The following is a 22,447-nucleotide window of genomic DNA, read 5'->3' on the forward strand; positions in this document are numbered from 1 at the left end:
TCGATGTAACTTGTTACATCGAATTCAGGTATTTTGATTATCTTCAATTTCTGTTAAAGAAATTTGTTTATATAATTTCTTTACTATACCTTCTCCCTCTAATAGTTTAGTTAGATATTCTTGTATTTCATCTGATGCAAAAACTTTATCGATAATGTTAGTTCCACCACTATCTAGCCAATAGTGATCAAGCTCGCCCTCACGTGCAAGACATTGCATAATTGACCATGGGTTGTAGATGATCTCTCCACCAAAGGTGTAACCATTATACCAGTTTTTAATTTCTTCGGGATTAGTTTTGGTTGGGACGACGGTTAATAGCTCATCAACTTCTGCTTGGGTGAAGCCATAAAACTTAGCAGAATTTTTATCAAGTAAGGTATATTCACTAACATTATTCAAATCGGAAAATAAATTAGCTTTAGCAATACGCAAGATGCCAGTTATTACTCCTTTTTCTACATAAGGGTTGCTCTTTAAGCCGCTGCCAAATATTCCGCGGAATATCTAGTACATCATCAAACTCTTTTGATTTATCGCCAAATTCAATGTATGAACTATTAATTGGTGTATCATATTCATCGATTAATATATAAACTTTTTGGTTAAAATGTTTGTAAAGTATTTCACTTAAAAACCTTAAACTATACTTTAAATCTTCTTTCGTCAGCTCTTCTGTAAAATATCGTTCTAATTTTGCTTTTTGTACACTATCTAATAGTCCTATGTCTTGAGTTAGGTAATGTTTTAGATAATAATGATTCGCAAATAGTTGTATAACCTGATTCCGTATACCGCTTTCAATTTCTTGGTAACTGCTGCCCTTAACATCCTTGAAATTTATAGAAATAACCGGATAATTACCTTGTTGAACCATAGCGTATTCATTACTATTAATCTTTAAAGGTTTTAGAGTCCTTTCGCCTTTAATACCTAAATCTACTGTACCTCCAAGGAATAGTTTGTTATTTATCTTTTGTTCTAGTGGTAAAGGCTTGCCTTTTTCATCTGCTTCAATTTCAAAGAATCTCCGGAGCATATCCATATTCAGGCTCTTACCCCAGCGTCTTGGTCGAGTAATTAGGATCACTTCTCCACTATCCTCTAACAACTCTTTGATCATTAGACTTTTATCAATAAATACATCACTGTTTAACAACAATGTTTTAAAGTCATCAGTACCTGTTCTCATTTTAGGCAATTTATTATGATCTTTAACAATGTTAGTTTTTTTGTGATGTAAGTTAGTATCAGAGAGTTTGACTATCATATTAGTTGATTATTCGTAAAATGCACTGAAATCGGAGAATGGCGCACCCTAGTGGATGATTTTCGAACCCAAATCGAGGTAAGAATTGTTATAAATCAGCACCTGTATTGTAACATTTGTATAGTATAATGACTATATTAACCATGTAGATGTAATCGGCTTTTGATGTGCCACGAGGTATCTATTGGCTGATTTACTTCCTTATTTCTTACATAGTTTACTTAGTAGCCTAGCAGCATTTAGCTTATTTTCTAACTATAGTATTATAGTTTCCAACTAAAGATAAAAAAATACCAAAAGCAAGAAGGGAAAGCCAATAAAAATAGGGCAGTAATAGAGAAACATCTTGAAAAAAACCATTTCTACTTATAATATTCTTGTAAACCAAACTCAGGATAGAAAACTACAATTAGAAGACATAGTAACTATTGAAGGTTTAGATAAAAACTCAAAAGCTTAACTTAATAGTCAAAGATTTTTAGTAGCAATAATGATTAGATTTTTGCTACACTACGATAGTGTTATTATATGTTAATCCTAAAGAAACAACAAGAGCAAAAAGAGGTTATAAAAGTAAGTATACTTTATATATTTTCTATTGTAATCATTGTATTAGTTACAAATGTAGGGTTTTATAAATATCTTTGGTATGAACATAAATATCAAAATTTAATACGTGTGGAATCTCAACATGATTTAATTAAATCGCTTATTATAAGTCATTTATATGTTTTTGATGATGATCAGCAAGAAAACACGGATAATAAGATATTAAAACTTAAAGACTATGTAAAAGATAATATACTTTTCCCTAAGGCTTCTTTATCTACAAATCGTTATAGTTCGTGTTATTTAACCTATATAACATTACAAGAAATGCTAAACGTTATTTCAGAACAAAACTTTATTTACAATATCAAGTTTAATGAATACCACATTATCAATAATGGGAATATAGAAACTAGTAGTAGTATAACAAGAAAATACTTAGTAAACAAAAATTTAGTATGCACTATAGAACTAAATATTAATCCCAACTCACTTTATGAAGAACAAGCTATAACAAAAATAAACCGACAAATGTTATGGTTTATGTTAGGTAGTGGTATCATCTTTGTTTTAGTTATTAGAGGGATAATTTATTTATCTAATAGAGACAGAAAAATTAAGGAACTATTAGAACGATTACGGTCAAATTTACATGAGAACATTCAGAGAAGTAATGATATTTTATTATTTCATAAAGTAAATGAGGAATTTATATTAAAATGTTATCAGTATTCTAAAAACTCTATGTATAAAAACTTCCTTGGTAGAGTAGATTTAAACCATAATATAGAACAAAAACATAATAATGAATATTTTCCTTTAGCAATAGAATCTCTAGAAGAGAAAAAAGAAAATGGTTTTAAGGTAGAGCTAAGTTCAGTAATTTTAGATATAAGAAACTACTTCAAGGGTTATACAGCTTGTTATAATTCCAATATTATATTAAATATAGAAAATACAGTAGATCATCTTGTAGTTCCCTTTGAACAGGAAATATTTAATCAGATAGTCATTAGTATATTATCTAATATCTTATATTTTAATAAGGATGCAGAGAATAGAAGATATGTAAAAATAATTTTTCAAGAAAACATGCTAGTGTATTCTAGCAACGGTTTTCGGTTAGATAAAAATTTAGCAATAAGATATTCTGAGAAAATATTTAATAATACAGCAAACCTATATATATTAAATTTAGGTCAAATATTTCTTTTATTGAAAGATTTTCAAATAAATCATTCAGTGATTAGAAAAGATGATCAAACAATTATAGAAATAAAAATTGATAGTGTGATATCAAAGCAAAATGATATTAATGCTCAACAAGCTAAAGTAATACAGTTAGATAAATTGCGAAATAATAGGAAACAAAATGATCAATAGGCTTATCGTTACACTATTTGTTACTGCAATTACTCTTAGTGATTCAGTATATGCCATAATTATAAATAAAGAAAAACCTGTATATTATTTTACTAATCATGAAGAGCAAATTAGCAAATTAAGAGAGAAATTAGTAAATGATAAGAAAGTGGGTGTTACCGGTATTACCGGCATGGGTAAGAGTGAGTTAGTACGTAAATATGTTAAAGAATATAAACATGAATATAATATTATAGGGTTTCTTGATGTAGCTGTGGATTTAATCCCACAATTCATAACAATTGCTAAAGAAATTAATAAACAAATATGTCTTAAGGAGGGGTGTTATATATCAGAAGATCCAAAAAATGTTAAGAATAGTTTAATGGAATATTTAAAAAACCAAAGTAAGTGGTTATTGATATTTGATAATCTCCATATTAATGAGAACGATAAAATTAAAGATATTATAGATTGGAGTCATGGAGGACATATTATTATTTGTTCACAAGATGATAAATATTTAATTTCAAAAATCCCAGTGCCTTATTTAAAGGAAGAGAATGCTACTGTAATAATCAACAAGATTATGAAGAATCAATCACCTAAATTTGTATCAGAGTTAGTAGGTAGCTTAAAAGGATATCCTGCTTACATGATCGGTCATAGTGCAATTTTCCTACAAAATAATAGTCATATGACAATTGAGGAATATATAAAATATATGGCAAAATATGATAATAAAATAAGAGGACATTTAGAGATAATATTAAAAGAAATTACCCAATGTGGAAAAGAGTTATTATATAAGATAACTCTAGTAAATAATCAAAAAATACCTAGATATTTGTTAGAAAAGATAGTCCCTGATAGTGAAAATCTATCTGATTTATTGAGGGAGTTGGTTAGATTTGGTCTAATTGAGCAAATTAGTGAAGATAGAAATAATCAAATATTTAGAGTACATGATGCTATTAAAGAGGAATTATTAAATATTGCTGGTAAAAAATTAAATCAGCAAAATGTTAATTTATTATTGGATGAGTGTAATAATTATATACCTGAAGCAGTAAATAAAAGAGTAGAAGTTATTACTAAAAGTGACTTTTTAGAAAGTAATTTAGAAATGTTATTAAGTAATGCCGATAACTATAATGCTGATATATATAAAATCATTGAATTAAGAGAAAAATTACTATGGTATTATTTAATAGGTCAGCGTCAATCTGATAATGCAAAAAAAATGGTCGATTGGTTTAATAACAAGGTATCAAATATTAGTTTATTGTTTCGTAGCGATAAAGAAAAAGCTGTGTATAGTGGCTACCTAACTTTTATAGGAATATATGAATATTATACTATTAACCAACCAATAAATATTGCAATGAAATATTTAGATCAAGCAGAACAAATTGCTCAAAAACTAGCAAATTACGATGAGTTAAAGTCCTACATTTATTCTATAAAAGCTGGTATACAAATTGGCGTAGGAGATATTAAAAATGCTAAAGAAAATATAAGGAAAGAAGAGAAAGCTCGTCCTGATACTCTTAAAACATTTTTAGGAGCTGGAGGAGTAGAATATAATAAATCTATGATTCTTATGGCAGAAGGTAAATATCAAGAAGCTTTAAATATACTATTGATTGATATAGACAATAGTACTGTAGCTAAGAATAGTATGCACTTAACATTAGCACCTGAATATATAATGCAAGCTAGAATATTGAATTATATGCAAAACTTTGAAGCCGCTTATGATGTCATTAATAATAAAGTATATAAACATCTAAGCAATAAGAAGAATACAAAAATTTCTGCAGGTATTTTGTCTCAAACTTTAACAGAACTATCAAGGTCTGAGGTAGGTATAGGTAAAAAAGAAGAGGCACTAACCCACGCGACAGAAGCAGTAAATCTTCTTGTAGAAGGTAAGGAAAGAAATAATAAACTAAATGATTTAGATAATTCAAAAGATATATTTCTTGCCAATGCTTTAGTAGCAAAAGGTGATGCATTGAGTGCTATAGGCAAAGCAGAAGAAGCCATGAGTACATATAGATTAGTTAAAAATATCTACTGGAATATCTATGGGATAAAAAATCTTGGCAATATGGATAATGTTAGTTACTTATTTGTTCAAGCAGCTAAAACAGCTAAAAGCCTTCCTGATAAAGCTGAAGGAACTGTACAATGTTCTTATTTTTATGGAATGCTGATAAGATATTTTGGACCAAAATACCCAAGAACTCAGGAGATAAAAGGTATATGTAACTAATTTTTACATATACTATGTTACTTTTTATAATGTTGTTGGATAAGCCATTTTATGTGGATATTATCCGCATGAGTCAAATTTAGATCCATGGAATATTTATAAACTTCTCTTATTAGTTTCAAAATATTATTAGGTTTTATTGTGTATTTATCACATATAGGAGTTATTTCTACAATAACTTTCTTGCAAGTATCCAATAAAAGAGTAAGGTTAACATTCTCCTCTTTGTCATCTTCATGTAAAAATTCTTCTATGTCTACATTTAGTGCGTCAGCCAAAGATTTTAGGATATCTATACGGGGATTGTTAGTAGTACCATGTATAATATTATGTACTACTCGTCCCTTTTTTGCTTTATTTTCTAAATCAACAACTCTCCATTCTCTCTCTTTGAGAAGTCTTTCAAGATTCTTTTTTATATTAGCAGCGTTATTAGACATAAAAATTTTATAAATGTATGCTGAATGCAGTAAAATGTATTGCAAAATACAAAACTCTGTAATAATATGGTATTATTATTAAGTTAAGTAATAATACAATTAACTACCTATGGAATTTTTTGAAGTTATATAGGTATGTAAAAATAACAAAGTACCAACCAGTATTCTTCTGAGGTCGCCAAACTTTTAGAGAATACTGGTTAAACTGACAACGTTGTTTAAAACGCAGGTAACTATGCTTATAACACAAAACCATTCTGCGTGCAATAATGTAGATGATAAAGAACAACAAATACTTATTACTAGCACGCTACAGTTAGAGTCAAGTATTTGGTATTATTATCAGTTAGGGCATTCATTTGATAAGAAATGTAACACAGCTGCTATTGAGATTTTATCTAAGCTGCTTCCCCATCTGTATAATAGTGATATCGGATTACAACTAAATCTCAATTACTTCAAAAGTAAATTCAATGTTGGCAGGTTGCACTGGCAAACCAAGAATGCTGTTAGCCCCAAATTATACCTTATTGCTCTAATCAATTTTATCAAAAAGTATGTACGTGTAAAAATTAAAGGAAGTAGGATATGTATTACCCATTATTAGTCATTTTAGCATTTAGCATCATAACCATCGGGCAAATACTCTTAATTCTGCGATATGTCAAGTGGCTTAATAGTATCAGGCTAACCTATAACAATATTAGCAGTAGCGGCAAAGAGTTTGCAAATACCTATACTAGAGCAAAAGGGGAACTGGATTTGTTGCATCAAGATATAAAAAAGCTAACTACCCTTATTGCTAAGAAAGAACATCACCTGTTACATACCACATTTCATTTGGAAGAGATGCAAACATGTATCACAATACTACTTGATGAATTTAGAGAGTTTGTCAAACTTAGCAAGCCTAAAGAAAGGATCGAGAAGAAAGATAACAACCAACATACTTAATAAAAATAATGCTATAATTTGTGTTTGCATAAATACTATAATTATTATTTTTTTAAGGAAATGGTATTTTACCTGTAACTGGCTTACTCAAGCAGTCATGTATATAACAACTATCTCAGATTATTTGAATCAATTAGAAGATTTTAGTTTTTGGATTTCTTCAATACTTAAACCAGTAACTTTGGCAATATATTCAAACGTGGCATTTTCTGCCAATAATTTCAGAGCAGTAACAGTTTGAGGGTCATGGCTCATTTTAAATCTTCAATTTGTTCTTTAGTTAAACCAGTAAATTCAATAATTTCATTTAACGGTTTATTCTTAACTAACATTGTTTTAGCAACAGCTTGCATGGCTTCAGCTTTTCCTTTAGCTTCAGCGACTTTTTCAGCTTGTGCAATTTTAAATTGTTCTACTGCTAGATTGTCTAGTTGTGTTTTGGTTATTTTATCATAGGTATTTAACTCTGCTTCCGTCCAAGAGGCTTGATCTATTGCTTGGAAAGCTCTTTTAATGATAATATCATGACCAATTAAATGTTCCATTTCGGCTAAAGTGCTATGATGAGCATGCTTGAAAAAGTACATCCATTTTTCTTCAATATTCTCTAACTGATCAATGGTTTTATGGAATTTTTTTAGTTCAGCAAAGATGAAGTAAAAATCCTTGAGATCATGCTCATAAATCTTGGAATCCAACAATCTATGGGTTGATTTCCAATTTTTTTTGTCAGGAAACATGATGAAATCAGCAATAGCCAAAAATATCACCCCTTTAAGCTTAGCATATACTGCTAACTTTTTATGATTTTCATCTTCTTTAAGTATTTGCTGTGAATAGGCTTTAGCTGCGTAATATTGAGCCCTTTTTTCAAAACCCTCATGCTCACTAACTTGCATTTCGACAATTACTTGCGTGTCATTTTGGTCTTTACACAAAACATCGACTATAGATGCCGATATGCTGCAATAGTAGGGTCTTGTATGGTTTTAAGAAAACTAACTTCAATGATTTGATCTTTTCCTTGATATCCCAAAATATCATTAAGGAAGTGAATTAATATATCTTTATTTTTCTCTGTACCAAAGATTTGCTTAAAGCAAAAATCATTTTTTGGATCGAGAAAACGAGAAATAGCCATGATAGATAACCCAAATTATATCATATTTTTGCTGGTAAGATTATAGCACGAAAACTATAAAGCATTAAGTAATATAATGTAAAAAATACAATGCAAGAATAAAAGCCTATTCGGCTAGATGGCTAGTAGAGGTTTTTATTGAAGACTGGAAATCATATGAAGGATGGTGTCAATTGGCTAAACAACAAGGCATTGAAGGGATCAGATCGGGATCTTATTTTGAGCTTATTGTGTGACCATATGCTATATTTATAATGGACAATTGGTCTCGTTTAAAAATAAAGAACAGGCTGTAACACTTGGTTCTCTGTGTGAAAGGATTATTATGGAGTCGTTAATTGCTTTTATTGAACAAATTGTTAAATCGGATAACCCAACAAAATTATTAGAAGAGCTTACAGAGCAAATTTCTAATTTGTTTAAATTACGTTCATCTATAAAGCATTTACGGAAATTTGATGAACAACACGTTACTCCTATGATTTAATAAAAAAACTTGATCATCGAGTTTAACTTGCCAACCTTAACGGAGTTAAGAATGTCTGAAATTTAATGTTCTTCCCGACCTAAGAAATAAAATATATCTTAGAGTGCGTAATTTTGATTGTAGAATAGGTTATAGTCATGTTAATCTTATAGAGATACCACTAAGTAATAATGTAAATTTTCTGAAACCTTTTACTAAAAAAAGAAATGAATAAATATTTTATATTAGTAATAATATTCATTATGCCCTCTAACTCATTCGCTCAAGGGCAAATAGCTAGTCTCGTTACACCAGTAACTTATTTTGTTGATCATGTTAAACAACTAAATTTGCTCAAAAATAATTTAATAAAACACCGACAAGCAAGTATTATAGGCACTAGTGGTATGGGAAAAACCCAACTTGCTAGAATGTATTCTTATGAGAATCAAAATAATTATAAACTTATTTGGTTTATTGATTGTAATTTAGATATTAACCAAGAATTGCTAAAGCTAGCAAAAGCGATTAATAGTACTACTAAATCTGATCTAATATCAGAAGATATGAAATTAGTACGAAAAGAAGTAATGAGCTATTTATCGAGTCAAGAAAAATGGTTGCTGGTATTCGATAATCTAAAGGTAAGTGGAAATAAAAAAGTTCAAGAGTTTGTTGATTGGGAACATAATGGACACGTTATATTTTGTTCCCAAGATAGTGAAATGTTACCGAACATATTTAAAATGACTGCATTTGAAAAAAGTGACATCCGTATTCTTGCTAACAATATTTTAGAACATAATGATCCAAAATCAGTAGAATTCTTGAGTGAAGAATTTGCTGGTTATCCTATCCTAATAGTACAAGGAGTACAATTATTAAATAATGTATCAGGTTTAAATAGAGAAGGATATAGGAAAAGAATTCACCAATCAACAGACAAAATTAAATTGAACATTACATTAGCTATCAATGAATTAAAGCCAAATGCAAGAAATTTACTAAATAAAATAGCCTTAATAAATAATCAAGGCTTTTCAAAAGAATTATTAAGTTTTATTACTGATGATCAAAGTACCATAAACGATGATATTTATCAACTGTCTAAATTTGCCTTAATATCTAACATTGATCCTAATGACACTAACCCTATCTTTGAAATGCATGATGTTATTGCTCAGAAAATAGCTGAGATTAATGGTAATAAGAATAATAAAGCTTATTTAGAGGATATCGTTACTAAATTAGTTGGATGTGTACCAAAGACTGTGATAAAAGCCCAGATTTTTAGGAAAGCGAAAACTATACATGAAAATTTTGAAATTCTTGCTAGGAATGCTGAAAAATATAATGCAAATATATATAAACTTCTGCAATTAAATGCACAGCTAATAATAAAATATATTAATTATTTTGATTACTGTAATGCAGAAAGGTTAGTTAATTGGTTTAATAAAAATGATCAGCAGGGTACTGGCAAGTTTAATTTATGGTTGATGAATAATGATGAGAAATATACATATGCAAAGTACTTACAAGCAATAGGTGTGTATCATAGTGGGTATTCTAATCATAGGATGGCAATAAAATATTTTATAAGAACACAAGAAATATCTGATGATTTGCAAGGTTATGAATCTTTAAAATGGGGTTTGCTGTATCATGTAGCAGTATGCAATATTTCATTAGGACAACTTCAAGAAGCAGAAAAAAACATTCAAGTTATAGAAGAAATGTTTAATGAAGGTTTAATGGATAAAAGTGATATATCTTATATACATAGTATTAAATCACTATTATTAGTTGCACAAGGGAAATATAGTGAAGCATTAGAACAAAGTAATAAATTTATAGAAACATTAATTAAAAATGGAGTAAGTCCAGATGACGTAATGCTTGTAAAGCCTTATTTAGTTGGAGTAGGAATATTAAATTATCTTAAAGAATATCAACAAGCATATGATAAAATTAAGCAACTATATGATTTATATAAATCTTCTAGAAAAAATGTTCATGAAATATTTGGTCGTATTTATAATCAAATGGCAAAAAGTGAACTAGGGTTAGGTAAGATAGACCAAGCCTCAGAGCATGTTAACCAGGCTATCTCCATATTTTTAGCCGATGAGCATAGAAATCCTAAAGATGTAGATTATTCAGAAGATCCAAATTTAGCTATTAGTTATGTAGTACAAGGCGATATTTTATTTGCTCAAAATAAGATAAAAGCAGCAATAGAATCCTACAAGAAAGCTTATACCATATATTATTATTTATATGGAGATAATAGTAAGAATGTGGCACAAGTTAGTTACATGTATAGTCAAGGAGCTAAGGCTGCATGTAAAGCAAAAGACTTATATAATTATAAATTCTTTGGTAAATCGCAAGTAAAGGAGTTTGGGGTAGATCACTCTAATACTGTATCTATGTTTGAGTATTGTAAGAGATATGATATGGATTTATGGGTAAAAGGAAACTAGTTGTATTGACAAAATTTTAACGTAACCATATTAAAGTTCCAACGAAATTTAGAAAAGCTAAAAAGATGGTTGGAGTTTTATATCAAATTTGGAGAATATACGCCTATAGTGATATTTTAGTACCTTTATTGATTTAGTGTAACAATTATATCCTAGAGAATAAATTTATAAAAGTATTAAAAATATCTTGTCAATAACATTCTAAAATGTCCGGGTTTTGTAACAAGGTAATTGTCCGTTTTATTGTGAATCTTTTTTTTAAAATTCTTAAAAAATATTTTTTAAAATTTAGATGGTTGTGGTTGTGGAATTGTGGGAAACTTCGTTAGAAGTTATCCATAATTCCACAACCAGTTAAAGTTAGTGATTCACAATAACTAGCTCCCTTTACGCTGCAATATTGACGCTATCAGCCTTTTTGCTTAACTCCACAATTACCTTGCCACTTGCATCATATTTTGCTACTCTCCTAGCACCATGGAAAATAGCCAGTTCTCCATTGGTGTATTCATGTATCATTACTCTACATTTTACATAATACGTTAATTCGGGATAAGGATTAGTAAAAATAGCAGACATATATACACTACGAAGAGCAATTAATGTATGAATTCACAGAAATGCAATTTATACATATCCAAAATCTTGTATTAGTTATAGCTAAAGCATTTTTACTAATCCTTATCCCGAATTGACGTTACTTGTGTCGGGTTATTCTTATCTACCTTACCACCGGCTATTGCCGTGTAAGCATAATGGCTACCTCTATCCACATACAGAGAACTAAATAACCCTTTAGCTTCTATGACTTCTGTCAGGGCTATAAAACAACTTGCTGTTCCTTCTTCCTCTATTAAAAATGCTGAATATATTTCATTGCTAGCATCGTCCATTGTCACTATCAAGTCCGGATGATACCCTAGTCCATAAATCCACTCATGGGTAGAACCATCCTGATGCAGCATCATGCCAACCATGGACTTCCTAGCTCTTTTAAGACGATGGTGAGGCTTCTTATTAATAAGTTTACTTACTAATCCACATCCTTGCAGCGATATCCTAACAAAATTATAACTATGCTTAAATTTATGTTTCTTTACTAGCTGTTCATGAAAATGCTTAGATGTAAAATCATAGTATGTTTCTTCGTATAATTTTAGCATTTGCTCTACTTCATCTACTGCTACTTTGTTAGGTGGCATATGACCTATCCTTCTATCTAACAGACCAAAAAATCCACTTTCTTCATACCTCACTTTCTTTCGTCTAAATGTTCTCTCTCTACATCCTAATAAATCTGCTGCAACTTCGTTGCTAATTTCTCCTCTATCGTATCTGTCGTATATTTCTTCAAATCGCATTTTTATAACCTCTTGTAATATTTTTGTCTTACTTGGCATAACCTCTCTCTTCTATTGTTATTGAGAGAGACTTATACTCTATTTACGGACAATTACCTTGTTACCAAATACGGTCATACACCTTGTTATCGACAGTATTAAAAATATCAATAGTTACTAAATAATAGAATGGAATATTTTTTTGAATATTAATGTATATATAACATGTCGGACTGTTGAAAAAGTTGCTGAGAAGATTAGTTGAATTAGTGAAGTATAATTTATATTTTGATATCTTATTAATAGGATCTCTTTAACGCATATTATTCATATTTAAACTATCTTTTACATTTAAATCTGCCCCAGCTTTTATTAGCAATTTTACTATGTCAACGACACCACAATCTGCTGCATAGATTAAGGCTGTTTCGTTGTGACCGTCTCTATCATTACAATTTACTCCAGCCTTAATTAAAACTTTCACTATATCAAGATAGCCACGCCATGCGGCAATCATTAACATCGTCCTAGATAGTTTAAATACTCTATAGTTAACCTGCTGCTATTGCACTTTTAACAGCATCTATATCTCCATTTTGCACCGCATATGCTAATTTCTCATTGACTAATTTTTGTTTTATAAAGAACGCCGTAAAACCCATATGTCTTTAGCGTGTGGGATGTAAGGCGTTACTTACCTTGAGTTTCAATATATCGTCTAATTGTATGTGCGTCGGGTGAAAGTCCTGTTATGGAAGGAGTAGCTAGCTCCACCATATAGCGAGTCTTGTGCTGCTGAAGGTAACGACAGTAGTAAAGCGTAGACAGCGAAACAATCGAGCCGAAACCAAAAGGTGAACGTGATAGCCCCGAAATAGTCGGTAGTAGTGAGAGCTGATACTTTATATAGGGTAGTAAGCAATAGAATACTGGAGGTTATAACTAGCAAATCCGAAAGTATTTAATCACCGGGGTCGCAGGCCACAACTGTCGAAAGTTCGAAGGGGATCATATTTTCAGCTCCACCAAGTTTGGATTACCGCCACAAAAAAGTACAATATCTTTAATAAGTTCCTTCTCAATGAACAAAGTAAACTTTAATAACGCCATCTTAAATCCTGTTAGTTTATTACTAATTTTAAAAATTATAAACAAAATTGCTGCTATTAAAATGCAATATAAATATACCTGCATTCCATTCATATTATGACTGACAAAATTCTTAAATTGTAAATTTTGTTTGATAAATTTGAAAAAAACTCCTATAGACCAGCGTTCCTTATAGGATTCAGCAAGCTCCTCTGCAGATAAATCTAATATGTTAGTCAAAAACCATAACTCATCTTTAGCAACATTTTTAGCTTTAATTAACCTTAAATTACAATTAATTTTCTGATGTTTCTTGTTATATAGATTTACTATTTCGTCACTTGTAATATCTAAATTCCCTGCATTCACTATATCGTTTCTTTTAACTAAATGATATTTTCTATTTAACTTTATACGGGTAATAAATTTCTTTTCTTGCTTATCTAACTCTCTAAAACTATCTGCACTTGACACTCCTCTATCAAATAGCAATACATCTTCTTTTTCTATCTTAGCTTCGTTAATCGCTTTAACTAATGCTATATCTTCGCTGACTTCCGATTGTCCATTACAAAATCTTATACTATTTGCTATTGAATTCTTTAATCCAACACTAATCTTAATATGCCTAGCTGTTTCCTTCCCTCCAGCATTTATACCATCTTTCAATAATTTACTAGATAAACTAATAATTGTTGAATCAAATATATTAAATTTTTGTTTATCATTTCCTGCAAATTTATTGTTATATTTATTTACTAAATCTTCATAAATTCCTTGAAAATATTTAACGTTTATACTTTCCAACCTCTTACCAATAGAACTATGATCTACTTGCTTCTTGTTTGGTCTTTTTGATTTTAACAACTCAGACAATTCTTTGCTATTATTACATAGCATCTCTAATGAGCGTAAACTAACAGCTCTTTTCATAAGAACGCATTTTACAAAATTTTTAACAATGAATTTTCCTGTAATTTTGTTATTGATTTTATCAACTTTATATAATGTTCCTAATTCCTCTAATTTTTCCTTATCTATTAAATTCATTATTTCCGATATATTCATTTGTATTAGCCTCTTTATGTTTACTAATACTTGATTATATCTACTTTTTTACTTATGAAAATCCTCTAAAACCCCCTCTACCTTCAAACTTTCGACAGTTGTGGGCACAAGAGCAAGGAGTAATGACGGAATGGGAGATTATTACAACGTTAAAATCAAGTCAAAATATTAAAAATCTTCATGCTACTATAGAAAAAGCTTGTGAGGTACATTACATTAAGAATAACCTAAAAATGTTTGACAAAGATAGGGATAAAGCTAAAACTCCTGAAGATATATTAAAGGTTTTAGGGCAAAGGCAAGAATTCTTAAGCAGGCTGCACGAGAAACTAAAATATACAGATCATGATCAGAATTTACTAAACTCAATAAAACAAGCCAATACACAGCAAAAAGATAATATAGTGTACCAATTGCATAAGGTAGTACAACAGGCTCTAAATACTGGAGATAAAACTAAGGATGAAATATTTGAAGAATTGCGTACAACACCTGACATTGCAGCAACTCATGAGAATATTGACAGAGCTTGTGAGGCTTATCACATTAAGAGCAACCTAGAGATGTTTAACAAGGATAGGGATAAAGCTAAAACTCCTCAAGAGATGTTAAAGGTGTTAGGGCAAAAACAAGAGTTCTTAAGCAGTTTGCATGGTAATCTCAAATATAGTGACTACCAACCAAGCTTGTTTAACTCAATTGATCAAGCATACCAACAACAAAAAGATAACGTCATGGACGATTTGCATAAAGCTACAATGCATGCTATTGAAAACAAGGTAATACCATCACAAGAGCTAACAAGATTTTTGCAAGAAACTAAAGATCCACAGGTAACTCAGAAAGAACTAAGGCGGGTTTGCGAGGATCACTATGGTGCTTACATCAATAGCAATCTCCAAAAATTTGGAACAGATTATGAGATAAAAGTTGCTGATAAAACCTTTGTCTGTCCTATTGAGTATTTGCAATATCAGATAGCCCACCCGCCTCATGAATTTGCCAATGGTCCAAGGGTTATTAAATGTTTAAAACACACTATACGTTAATTCGGGATAAGGATTAGTAAAAATAGCAGACATATATACACTACGAAGAGCAATTAATGTATGAATTCACAGAAATGCAATTTATACATATCCAAAATCTTGTATTAGTTATAGCTAAAGCATTTTTACTAATCCTTATCCCGAATTGACGTACTATAGAAGCACAACGAGAAAAGGGGATAGAACGTTCTACGGATGGGATGTCTATGGAGATGTAGTTTTTTATTACCTCAAAAAAAGCAAAGAGAGTTATCTTTGCCGATAAAATATGATAGATAAATATCTAAGATTTAGAGCTTCACCTATTTTTACCTGTTATATTAAACTTGGTCACTACTCAACAAGGGTATAGTTCTAAATTTAACAACTCCTCTTTAATTTATACAACAACACTGATGATATAAATATCATTAAATATAATAATATTTTATCATTATATATCAAATTCTTGGTAATACCTTAAATTTTAGTTTAAATTATGAGTTTAACATAAAAATATTAAGGTACTGTAGTCATGCAAGATATTGACAGTTGGCAGGCAAATGATTATTTAGATAGTACACAATTATTTATAGAAAAAATAAAGACAAATAGCAAAGCACAGAACCTTAATATTGATATTTCTTTAATAGAAACTACTATTAATTACATTAAACTATATCATCAGGGTCAGACAAGACATTCTGGTGAACCTTATTTTTGTCACCCATTAGAAGTCGCCAGTCTCGTAATGGACTATTTATTTGATACCGCAACTATTACTGCTGCTTTATTACACGATGTTGTTGAAGATACGCCATCTTCTCTTCAACAAATAGAGTTTATTTTTGGCAAAAAAATTGCAGAGATAGTTTGTACACTATCAAAAATAACCAATGAATACCAACTGTCTAAGGCAGAAACTTTTTATAAAATTAACAATTTTCAGGATATAGAACGTAAAGCTATAATTATTAAAGTAATTGACCGGTTGCATAACATGCGAACTATCCACTATATCAAATCGGTTGAAAAACAAAAACGAATCGCTAATGAAACTTTACAGATCTATATTCCTCTTGCTAAATCTGCCAATCTTTTCGAAATAGAGCATGAGTTAAACTCTATTGTGCTTAAAATACTTAATCTTAAGCCTTAGTATCTAACTGTTGTAATTCTTCTAAGGTTAATTTAGTGATTCTTGCTACAGTTGGAAGACTCATACCTATATCTATTAATTGCCTAGCGATATCACATACTATGCCATTATTTTTATTAATTATCTGAATATTCTGTGTTTTTACCTCATCTAGTTGTTTATCCGGTAAACCCATTTTCTTAGGTCTAATTTCTTTTAACCGAGATGGAATAGTGATTGCATAAATTACCTGACCCAAATTATCTAAGCTAATATTAATTCTACCATAATGAGCAGTAATTATTTTATGAATTTCTGCAAAATTTAGCTCATTTATACTATTAAATGTTGGCTGTAATATTAGACTCACGTCTTGTTGTATTAATGTAACATTATCAATCATAATTGATAATGTTACTGCATCTCGTCTGATTTTTAGGGGGCTATTCACATCATACTCAAGTTCTGTATCATATACTGATATAGATACATTGGTAATACTAGAATTTGTTACACCATGATTAATACATGTCATAAGGGTTCTTTTAATCAACAGAGGATCAATTTCTATTTCTTTAATGTTAGTTTTAAAATCAAGAATTATCTCAAGATCATAATGACTATTTGTATTCTTATATTCATCAATTATATCATAAATAAATTGTTTGAAATTCACTTTAACAGGATGAATTTTTACTAAATCCTTCACTTGAACAATAACCTGATCTAAATATTCAGCACCGGATTTTAATCTATCAATGATCTTAATAATCTGTTCTTTATCTAAAGAATTTTCAATATCATTATTTTGCAATTCTTGATCAAGATTATTAATTTGTTGATGTATTGATTTAAAGACTCCTATACAGTACTTATCAAGTCTATTAACAAATTCTTCCCTGTATTGAGATAATTTAATTAATTCTAGTTGCTTGTGTTTATTATCATCATCAAGATAATTCTTAATGTACTCAGATATTTCCTGATTTTGTTGTTTTGGTTTAAGAAAGACTATTAAAGCACTGCTAAATAGTAGTAAAACATAAATAATTTGAAATTGTATATCACCAAAATTATCAACTAAATGCTCACTCATATAATATTTAAAAAATTGTACTGAAACAAATATACCTGATATAGTCATAAAGAGTACAACTTGCCATCTGAGTAATATACACATAATCAACAAATTCAGCATGGAAACCATTAACTGTAATGTATTAAATTTGCTAATAATTACCAACATGCTGCCAACACAAATTAATAGATAAAAGATTCCTAAATTCCAAACTATGGCAATAAATTTCTTGTTTTTGAATGTTGGTGGCCATATCGGATAAGTTAAGAATCCAGTAGATATTATTAATACTGAATGATAGATAAAATTATATATTTCGTGATAATGAGTTCTAGTAACTTCATCTATGGTATATAAGGATGAATAAGTTGAAGCTATGATAAAAAAACCTAAAAAACTATAAGTAATTTCATTTTGTGGTAGGTTACTTCTGCAGAAGTTTAAAATATTAAATTCTTTAATTGATTGAAGTAATTTGCAGAATTTTCTTTTACGTTCAAGCCTCATTGCAATTAAAGGATTTGGGTCTTTTATTCCTACCCACCCACCGGGTTGTTTTAGAAGGTAATGGCTTCCTAGTAAAAAAATTAAGTTGGCAATCATTCCTGGTATTACAGTGTTAATTCCTGTGTGTGACAAGAATACTCGCCAAATTATTACAGTAATGACACCAGCACTCATAGCAATTAATACTGCTTTCTCTGTGCTACGAAAACCAAAAATAGCAAGCATTAAAGGCACAGAAACTATTGGCACATAGAAACTAGCTTTAAATAGTACTAGCTCAAGTAAATCTTGTGTTGACAATGCAAGAAAAATAGCAAAAATGCCTATTATCAAAGAACAAATACGTGATAATAACAATTCGTTTCTTTCTACCCATTTTATATTTAAAGATTTGCAAAAATCATGAGCAAAGAGTACCGCAGATGTGTTAATGTAAGAGTCAGCTGTAGACATTACCATTGCCATGATACCAACTATAATAAAACCCTTTAAACCTACATATGCATAATTATCTATTATATAACTATAGATACTATTAGGATCTAGTCCTTGCTTACTAGCGAATATCAAAATACTAATCCAACCAAGTAATAATATTATAAGCAAAGAGCAGAAACCAGCTATATTAAAAGATTTGTATATTTGTTGAGTATTCTTAGCCATTAATACTCTTTGGAAAAATACTGGATCAAGTCCTGGAAGTGAAAAATGTAAGCATAAGGCAAACAAAGACCAAAATTTAGGATTGTGATAATTAAATATCTCATTAAGATTAAAAATATGATTTTGTTTAATTACCTCAAATACTATTGTGGAGTTGTCAAAAGATTCCCAAATTGTTAACGCTATAATAGGAATAAATGTACCAAAGGTAAAAAACTGTATTATATCAGTAAAAGTTACAGCTTTAATACCGCCAAAGGTTGAATAAATTATAACTATGGAACTACTAATTAATACAGCAATTAAATTATTAATAGCAAAAAAATAACTAAGTGTTGTTGATAATACTTTAAATTGTATAGCAACAACACCTATCACACAAAACAATCCGGCTATAGCTGTAATAGTTCTAGTAGTTTTGCCATATAAGTTACCCATTACTTCAGCAACAGAAAGTTGACCTAAAAACTCAGCCATACGTGGTGCAAAAAAATAAGCCACCACTAAAAATGATAATACATTAGATATAAAAGGAATTAAGGAATAAAAACCATCAGCATAAGTTTTTGATATAACAATAGAAAAAATCCCTCCCCCAGCCCAAGTTGCAATTAAAGTAGCAGCTATTGTAGCTGTTGAGAAATTTCTATCACCTATAGCATATTCTTTAATAGTCTTTATTCCACGCCCATAATATATACCAGCACAAATATTCACTACTAAAAAGCTGATAATAATTGCTAAATCAATGTCAAAGTGCATAAGACAACTCATTTTATGATCAAATTTGAGTAGATTTAATACAAATCTTCCCAATTATCATTAAGTTTTATCTGTAATTCTTTATTAAGACTATATACCCCTATTTGTACCCTAGTAAATAAACGTTTGTTATAGGGATAATTACTATTTACCTCATTGCGAGCAAGTATAGATCGTATATATTCTTGTGATTTGTATCGTTTAGGTAAAACATTCTCCGGAAAATTCTTTAGCATATTACTAATATTACCGGCTTTAAACACTATCTGTTTATCATCCTTGATATGTGTTATATTCCTTACTTTTGTTAGCAAAAGATAGAGGAAAAAATATTCAGATTTATACGATTCAATCTTAACTAGCTTATTATTTATTTTTACTATAATCGAATCCGGTTTTAAATATTCATAAATACTTGGAAAAAGTCCTGTGCAATATTTTATATCATCTGTTGCTCTAGCAAGACCAATCATAAAGGCATTGCGACGGTTATTATCAATTAAATCTACTGATGCCCCTAAAGAAATCAAGGTTTCAACAGACAGCTTTTTGCCAATATATGTAGCAGCCATTAAAGGAGTAAGATTGAACTCATTTCTATAATCAATACCAAATTGATCAATTTTTTGTAACATAGCACTAGTATTTTTATAAGTATAATCACTAAAATATTCATCCTGCATTAAAGCAACACATTTTGCAATATTATTCGCAGCTTTTATTCCCATATCTTGTAGTTTTCTTATTATTGCAGAATCAGAATAGATTATTGCATAATTAAGCAGTTTAATTATATCCTTTTTACTAGCAGTTTTTTGTTCTAGTACAGCGATCCGTAATTGAATCAATTGTTGATTATCAATAATTTTCCACGGAATTACTTTATGTTGTAATATGTTGTCTTCAATGGCTTTTGCCTGCTCTTCTTTACCTTGTACTATTAATTTATTCGCTTCCTTTTGCCACTCCTCTCTAGAAGATTCCTTGGCTTCAATATTTACTTCCTTAATTTGATTAATATCTAATAGCCACAAGAACTTATGAGTAGGATTAGACTCTATTATATAAACATTACAAATAGACCTAGTAATTGCAACATACAGCGAATTTATATAAAATTTATATATTTCAAGAGACTTGTCTGATTTGTCTTTCATTCGAGAATATTTAAAATCTGAGTCAAGAAATGACCTATCCATATCCTTGATAATAGTAGTATAACTTTGTTCAGAGGATATAAAATTGTAGAGAATTATATTCTCATATTCTAATCCTTTCGCTTCTTGTACGGTGAATATAAGTGGGGTATTAAAAAACTCTCTTGCTTGTTGCTTGTAATGATCATGTAACACTAAAATGGCGTAACTTGTAGACCTAGATGTTCGTGCATTTACTTCTTTTATAATATTTGATGTAGCTTCTAGGCAACTAACACTACCATGATTTTCAGAAGTGCTTTCTATTAGATAATGACTCTCTTTATCTATTGAGCCAAAACGATAATTCTTAAAGCGGAGTACACGATTAGCCAACTCAGTGACTTCCAAGGTATTACGATAATTGCTTGCTAGAATCCTAGTGATGTTATGTGTACTTAAATCTGCATCATTATAAAAAAAGGATTTTAGTTGAGACCAAGAGAAAAAGTTAGGATGAACTATTTGATTAGCGTCTCCACATAACAAAAATTGACTTCTATCTTTTAAACTTTTGAATATTAGAGATAATTGGCTATTAGTAAAATCCTGAACTTCATCAACAAGAATTGCGTCATAAGTAGACTCAACTAAATTAGTATATGTATAAGCAATAATATTACTGTCATAATAGTTTTCTTTATCTAAAAACTCAGTATATTTTTGAAAAAGATTATATATTTCATTCCGTTGTTCGGGTGAAAATATCGACTGCTTGATTCCTAAATTGAGGTAGTCTTCTTTGGTAAGATAAGCTTTATCGACAGAAGAGCCAGCTATTACCCCCATAAATTCTTCAAATACCTTACGCCCATCCCCTATAGATCTAGCAAGATTTTGCTTGTTAAACCATAGTAAAAATATATTTTCATTAACTTGCCTTCCTTTAGGAATTTCTATAGTTTCTAGAAATTCTTTAAAAGATAAAAAATCAAGTTGTTGTTTATCATTACTGTAGTTGCAAGAAAAATATAATTTTTGTGAATGATGTACCAAATAGCTAGATAGACTTGTATAAAGGATTCTTCCTTCAAGTCTTTTAAGTTTTTCTAAAGTTACTGAGGTTTTTCCACTACCAGCAGAACCAATAACCAGCAAAGGCAAGTTGAGGTGTAATATATCTTCTTGCTGCTTATCAAAAATAATAAACTTATTTAACAAGTGAACAGACGAAGTAGCAGTAGGGTCACCATTTAATAACTCAATGTTATTTATTGCAAGTGGCTTAAATTCTACATCTTCCTCAATTATTTCTCCGCCTTTTAAAAATCTTGATTTATTGTAATCATGGTTTCGAATTATTTCTAAAATAAGTAAGCAATACTGATTCTTATGTTTTATAGGCTTAAACAACACCCGATTAGTTATATCCAGTTTAGCTCTAAAATAATCAGTAGGTTTTAGCTTTTTAACTTCTGCTGATTTAAAATCACCTTCCTGTAAAAATTTAACCACCTTATTAAATTTTGTTTCAAGACCACTATAATCTAGATTATTATAATAAAGTATAGAGTACACTAGTTATTCTCAAATTGATTGTATAGGTAAAGTTAGAAAATAAACTAAAAGTACTATGAAATAAATAATAAAATATAACAATTTGGGAATTTAGGATAACTTTTATTCCAAATT

The 22,447-nt window shown here is 29.7% G+C and carries 16 protein-coding genes and 2 pseudogenes; 8 read left to right on the forward strand and 10 right to left on the reverse strand.

From position 1 onward, the window contains the following. Positions 1 to 24 precede the first annotated feature (24 nt). Positions 25 to 1,270: pseudogene (locus tag ACN1AG_RS01530) on the reverse strand (AAA family ATPase). A gap of 528 nt (positions 1,271 to 1,798) precedes the next feature. Between ACN1AG_RS01530 and ACN1AG_RS01535 the strand changes: the two are divergent. Then, positions 1,799 to 3,202 carry a hypothetical protein gene (locus tag ACN1AG_RS01535; RefSeq protein WP_417905219.1) on the forward strand — a complete coding sequence of 468 codons (1,404 nt, stop codon included), beginning with the start codon at positions 1,799 to 1,801 and terminating at the stop codon, positions 3,200 to 3,202. Continuing rightward, the gene (locus ACN1AG_RS01540; protein WP_417905220.1) at positions 3,192 to 5,459 is read left to right on the forward strand and encodes an NB-ARC domain-containing protein; all 2,268 of its coding nucleotides are present in this window, start codon (positions 3,192 to 3,194) and stop codon (positions 5,457 to 5,459) included. Before ACN1AG_RS01535 ends, ACN1AG_RS01540 begins: the two co-directional genes overlap by 11 nt. A 17-nt stretch (positions 5,460 to 5,476) precedes the next feature. Here the strand turns inward: ACN1AG_RS01540 and ACN1AG_RS01545 are convergent, their stop codons facing one another. Continuing rightward, positions 5,477 to 5,899, reverse strand: coding sequence for a helix-turn-helix transcriptional regulator (locus ACN1AG_RS01545; RefSeq protein ID WP_341757985.1), 423 nt, complete (start codon positions 5,897 to 5,899; stop codon positions 5,477 to 5,479). A 235-nt stretch (positions 5,900 to 6,134) separates the two neighbouring features. Between ACN1AG_RS01545 and ACN1AG_RS01550 the strand changes: the two genes are divergently transcribed. Together ACN1AG_RS01550 and ACN1AG_RS01555 are read left to right on the forward strand one after the other, a co-directional pair. Further along, positions 6,135 to 6,506 carry a hypothetical protein gene (locus tag ACN1AG_RS01550; RefSeq protein WP_417905221.1) on the forward strand — a complete coding sequence of 124 codons (372 nt, stop codon included), beginning with the start codon at positions 6,135 to 6,137 and terminating at the stop codon, positions 6,504 to 6,506. After that, positions 6,488 to 6,853: a hypothetical protein gene (locus tag ACN1AG_RS01555; protein ID WP_417905222.1), complete on the forward strand. Its 366-nt coding sequence runs from the start codon at positions 6,488 to 6,490 to the stop codon at positions 6,851 to 6,853. The genes ACN1AG_RS01550 and ACN1AG_RS01555 overlap by 19 nt, the downstream gene beginning before the upstream one ends. Before the next feature lie 129 nt (positions 6,854 to 6,982). On the opposite strand, the gene ACN1AG_RS01560 is transcribed toward ACN1AG_RS01555, so the two are convergent. Further along, the gene (locus ACN1AG_RS01560) at positions 6,983 to 7,108 is read right to left on the reverse strand and encodes a hypothetical protein (protein WP_417905223.1); all 126 of its coding nucleotides are present in this window, start codon (positions 7,106 to 7,108) and stop codon (positions 6,983 to 6,985) included. Further along, positions 7,105 to 7,994, reverse strand: a pseudogene (locus tag ACN1AG_RS01565) (Rpn family recombination-promoting nuclease/putative transposase). The gene ACN1AG_RS01560 and the pseudogene ACN1AG_RS01565 overlap by 4 nt, the downstream one beginning before the upstream one ends. 262 nt (positions 7,995 to 8,256) lie before the next feature. Between ACN1AG_RS01565 and ACN1AG_RS01570 the strand changes: the two are divergent. After that, entirely contained in the window at positions 8,257 to 8,481 is a 225-nt protein-coding gene (locus tag ACN1AG_RS01570; RefSeq protein WP_417905224.1) for a hypothetical protein, read from the forward strand. Positions 8,482 to 8,687: 206 nt separating this feature from the next. Continuing rightward, positions 8,688 to 10,946, forward strand: coding sequence for a tetratricopeptide repeat protein (locus ACN1AG_RS01575; protein WP_417905225.1), 2,259 nt, complete (start codon positions 8,688 to 8,690; stop codon positions 10,944 to 10,946). A 387-nt stretch (positions 10,947 to 11,333) separates the two neighbouring features. Here ACN1AG_RS01575 and ACN1AG_RS01580 read toward each other — a convergent pair whose 3' ends face one another. The 4 genes from ACN1AG_RS01580 to ACN1AG_RS01595 form a co-directional block, all read right to left on the reverse strand. Then, positions 11,334 to 11,525, reverse strand: coding sequence for a hypothetical protein (locus ACN1AG_RS01580; RefSeq protein ID WP_417905226.1), 192 nt, complete (start codon positions 11,523 to 11,525; stop codon positions 11,334 to 11,336). Between the two features lie 95 nt (positions 11,526 to 11,620). Then, on the reverse strand, positions 11,621 to 12,346 hold the full coding sequence (locus tag ACN1AG_RS01585) for a hypothetical protein (RefSeq protein WP_417905227.1): 726 nt from the start codon (positions 12,344 to 12,346) through the stop codon (positions 11,621 to 11,623). 253 nt (positions 12,347 to 12,599) lie between these two features. Then, the gene (locus ACN1AG_RS01590; RefSeq protein ID WP_417905228.1) at positions 12,600 to 12,809 is read right to left on the reverse strand and encodes an ankyrin repeat domain-containing protein; all 210 of its coding nucleotides are present in this window, start codon (positions 12,807 to 12,809) and stop codon (positions 12,600 to 12,602) included. Positions 12,810 to 13,294: 485 nt separating this feature from the next. After that, entirely contained in the window at positions 13,295 to 14,443 is a 1,149-nt protein-coding gene (locus tag ACN1AG_RS01595; RefSeq protein ID WP_417905229.1) for an IS4 family transposase, read from the reverse strand. Positions 14,444 to 14,565: 122 nt separating this feature from the next. Between ACN1AG_RS01595 and ACN1AG_RS01600 the strand changes: the two genes are divergently transcribed. Together ACN1AG_RS01600 and ACN1AG_RS01605 are read left to right on the forward strand one after the other, a co-directional pair. Further along, on the forward strand, positions 14,566 to 15,492 hold the full coding sequence (locus ACN1AG_RS01600) for a hypothetical protein (protein ID WP_417905230.1): 927 nt from the start codon (positions 14,566 to 14,568) through the stop codon (positions 15,490 to 15,492). A gap of 514 nt (positions 15,493 to 16,006) precedes the next feature. After that, positions 16,007 to 16,630 carry an HD domain-containing protein gene (locus tag ACN1AG_RS01605; RefSeq protein WP_417905231.1) on the forward strand — a complete coding sequence of 208 codons (624 nt, stop codon included), beginning with the start codon at positions 16,007 to 16,009 and terminating at the stop codon, positions 16,628 to 16,630. On the opposite strand, the gene ACN1AG_RS01610 is transcribed toward ACN1AG_RS01605, so the two are convergent. Together ACN1AG_RS01610 and ACN1AG_RS01615 are read right to left on the reverse strand one after the other, a co-directional pair. Beyond that, positions 16,620 to 19,619 (reverse strand): sodium:solute symporter family transporter, encoded by a 3,000-nt coding sequence (locus tag ACN1AG_RS01610; RefSeq protein WP_417905232.1) that lies wholly within the window; start codon positions 19,617 to 19,619, stop codon positions 16,620 to 16,622. The genes ACN1AG_RS01605 and ACN1AG_RS01610 overlap by 11 nt on opposite strands. Before the next feature lie 35 nt (positions 19,620 to 19,654). Beyond that, positions 19,655 to 22,333: a UvrD-helicase domain-containing protein gene (locus ACN1AG_RS01615; protein ID WP_417905233.1), complete on the reverse strand. Its 2,679-nt coding sequence runs from the start codon at positions 22,331 to 22,333 to the stop codon at positions 19,655 to 19,657. Positions 22,334 to 22,447: the final 114 nt, after the last annotated feature.

Origin of the sequence: Candidatus Tisiphia endosymbiont of Micropterix aruncella, from assembly GCF_965178575.1 — a bacterium.
GTDB lineage: Bacteria > Pseudomonadota > Alphaproteobacteria > Rickettsiales > Rickettsiaceae > Tisiphia.

What these genes read in the sequence shown, in the direction of transcription:
- ACN1AG_RS01535 (WP_417905219.1), top strand. Translation starts at nt 1,799, where the DNA reads ATGTTAATCCTAAAGAAACAACAAGAGCAAAAAGAGGTTATAAAAGTA.
- ACN1AG_RS01540 (WP_417905220.1), top strand. Translation starts at nt 3,192, where the DNA reads ATGATCAATAGGCTTATCGTTACACTATTTGTTACTGCAATTACTCTT.
- ACN1AG_RS01545 (WP_341757985.1), bottom strand. Translation starts at nt 5,899, where the DNA reads ATGTCTAATAACGCTGCTAATATAAAAAAGAATCTTGAAAGACTTCTC.
- ACN1AG_RS01550 (WP_417905221.1), top strand. Translation starts at nt 6,135, where the DNA reads ATGCTTATAACACAAAACCATTCTGCGTGCAATAATGTAGATGATAAA.
- ACN1AG_RS01555 (WP_417905222.1), top strand. Translation starts at nt 6,488, where the DNA reads ATGTATTACCCATTATTAGTCATTTTAGCATTTAGCATCATAACCATC.
- ACN1AG_RS01560 (WP_417905223.1), bottom strand. Translation starts at nt 7,108, where the DNA reads ATGAGCCATGACCCTCAAACTGTTACTGCTCTGAAATTATTGGCAGAA.
- ACN1AG_RS01575 (WP_417905225.1), top strand. Translation starts at nt 8,688, where the DNA reads ATGAATAAATATTTTATATTAGTAATAATATTCATTATGCCCTCTAAC.
- ACN1AG_RS01580 (WP_417905226.1), bottom strand. Translation starts at nt 11,525, where the DNA reads ATGTCTGCTATTTTTACTAATCCTTATCCCGAATTAACGTATTATGTA.
- ACN1AG_RS01585 (WP_417905227.1), bottom strand. Translation starts at nt 12,346, where the DNA reads ATGCCAAGTAAGACAAAAATATTACAAGAGGTTATAAAAATGCGATTT.
- ACN1AG_RS01590 (WP_417905228.1), bottom strand. Translation starts at nt 12,809, where the DNA reads ATGTTAATGATTGCCGCATGGCGTGGCTATCTTGATATAGTGAAAGTT.
- ACN1AG_RS01595 (WP_417905229.1), bottom strand. Translation starts at nt 14,443, where the DNA reads ATGAATATATCGGAAATAATGAATTTAATAGATAAGGAAAAATTAGAG.
- ACN1AG_RS01600 (WP_417905230.1), top strand. Translation starts at nt 14,566, where the DNA reads ATGACGGAATGGGAGATTATTACAACGTTAAAATCAAGTCAAAATATT.
- ACN1AG_RS01605 (WP_417905231.1), top strand. Translation starts at nt 16,007, where the DNA reads ATGCAAGATATTGACAGTTGGCAGGCAAATGATTATTTAGATAGTACA.
- ACN1AG_RS01610 (WP_417905232.1), bottom strand. Translation starts at nt 19,619, where the DNA reads ATGCACTTTGACATTGATTTAGCAATTATTATCAGCTTTTTAGTAGTG.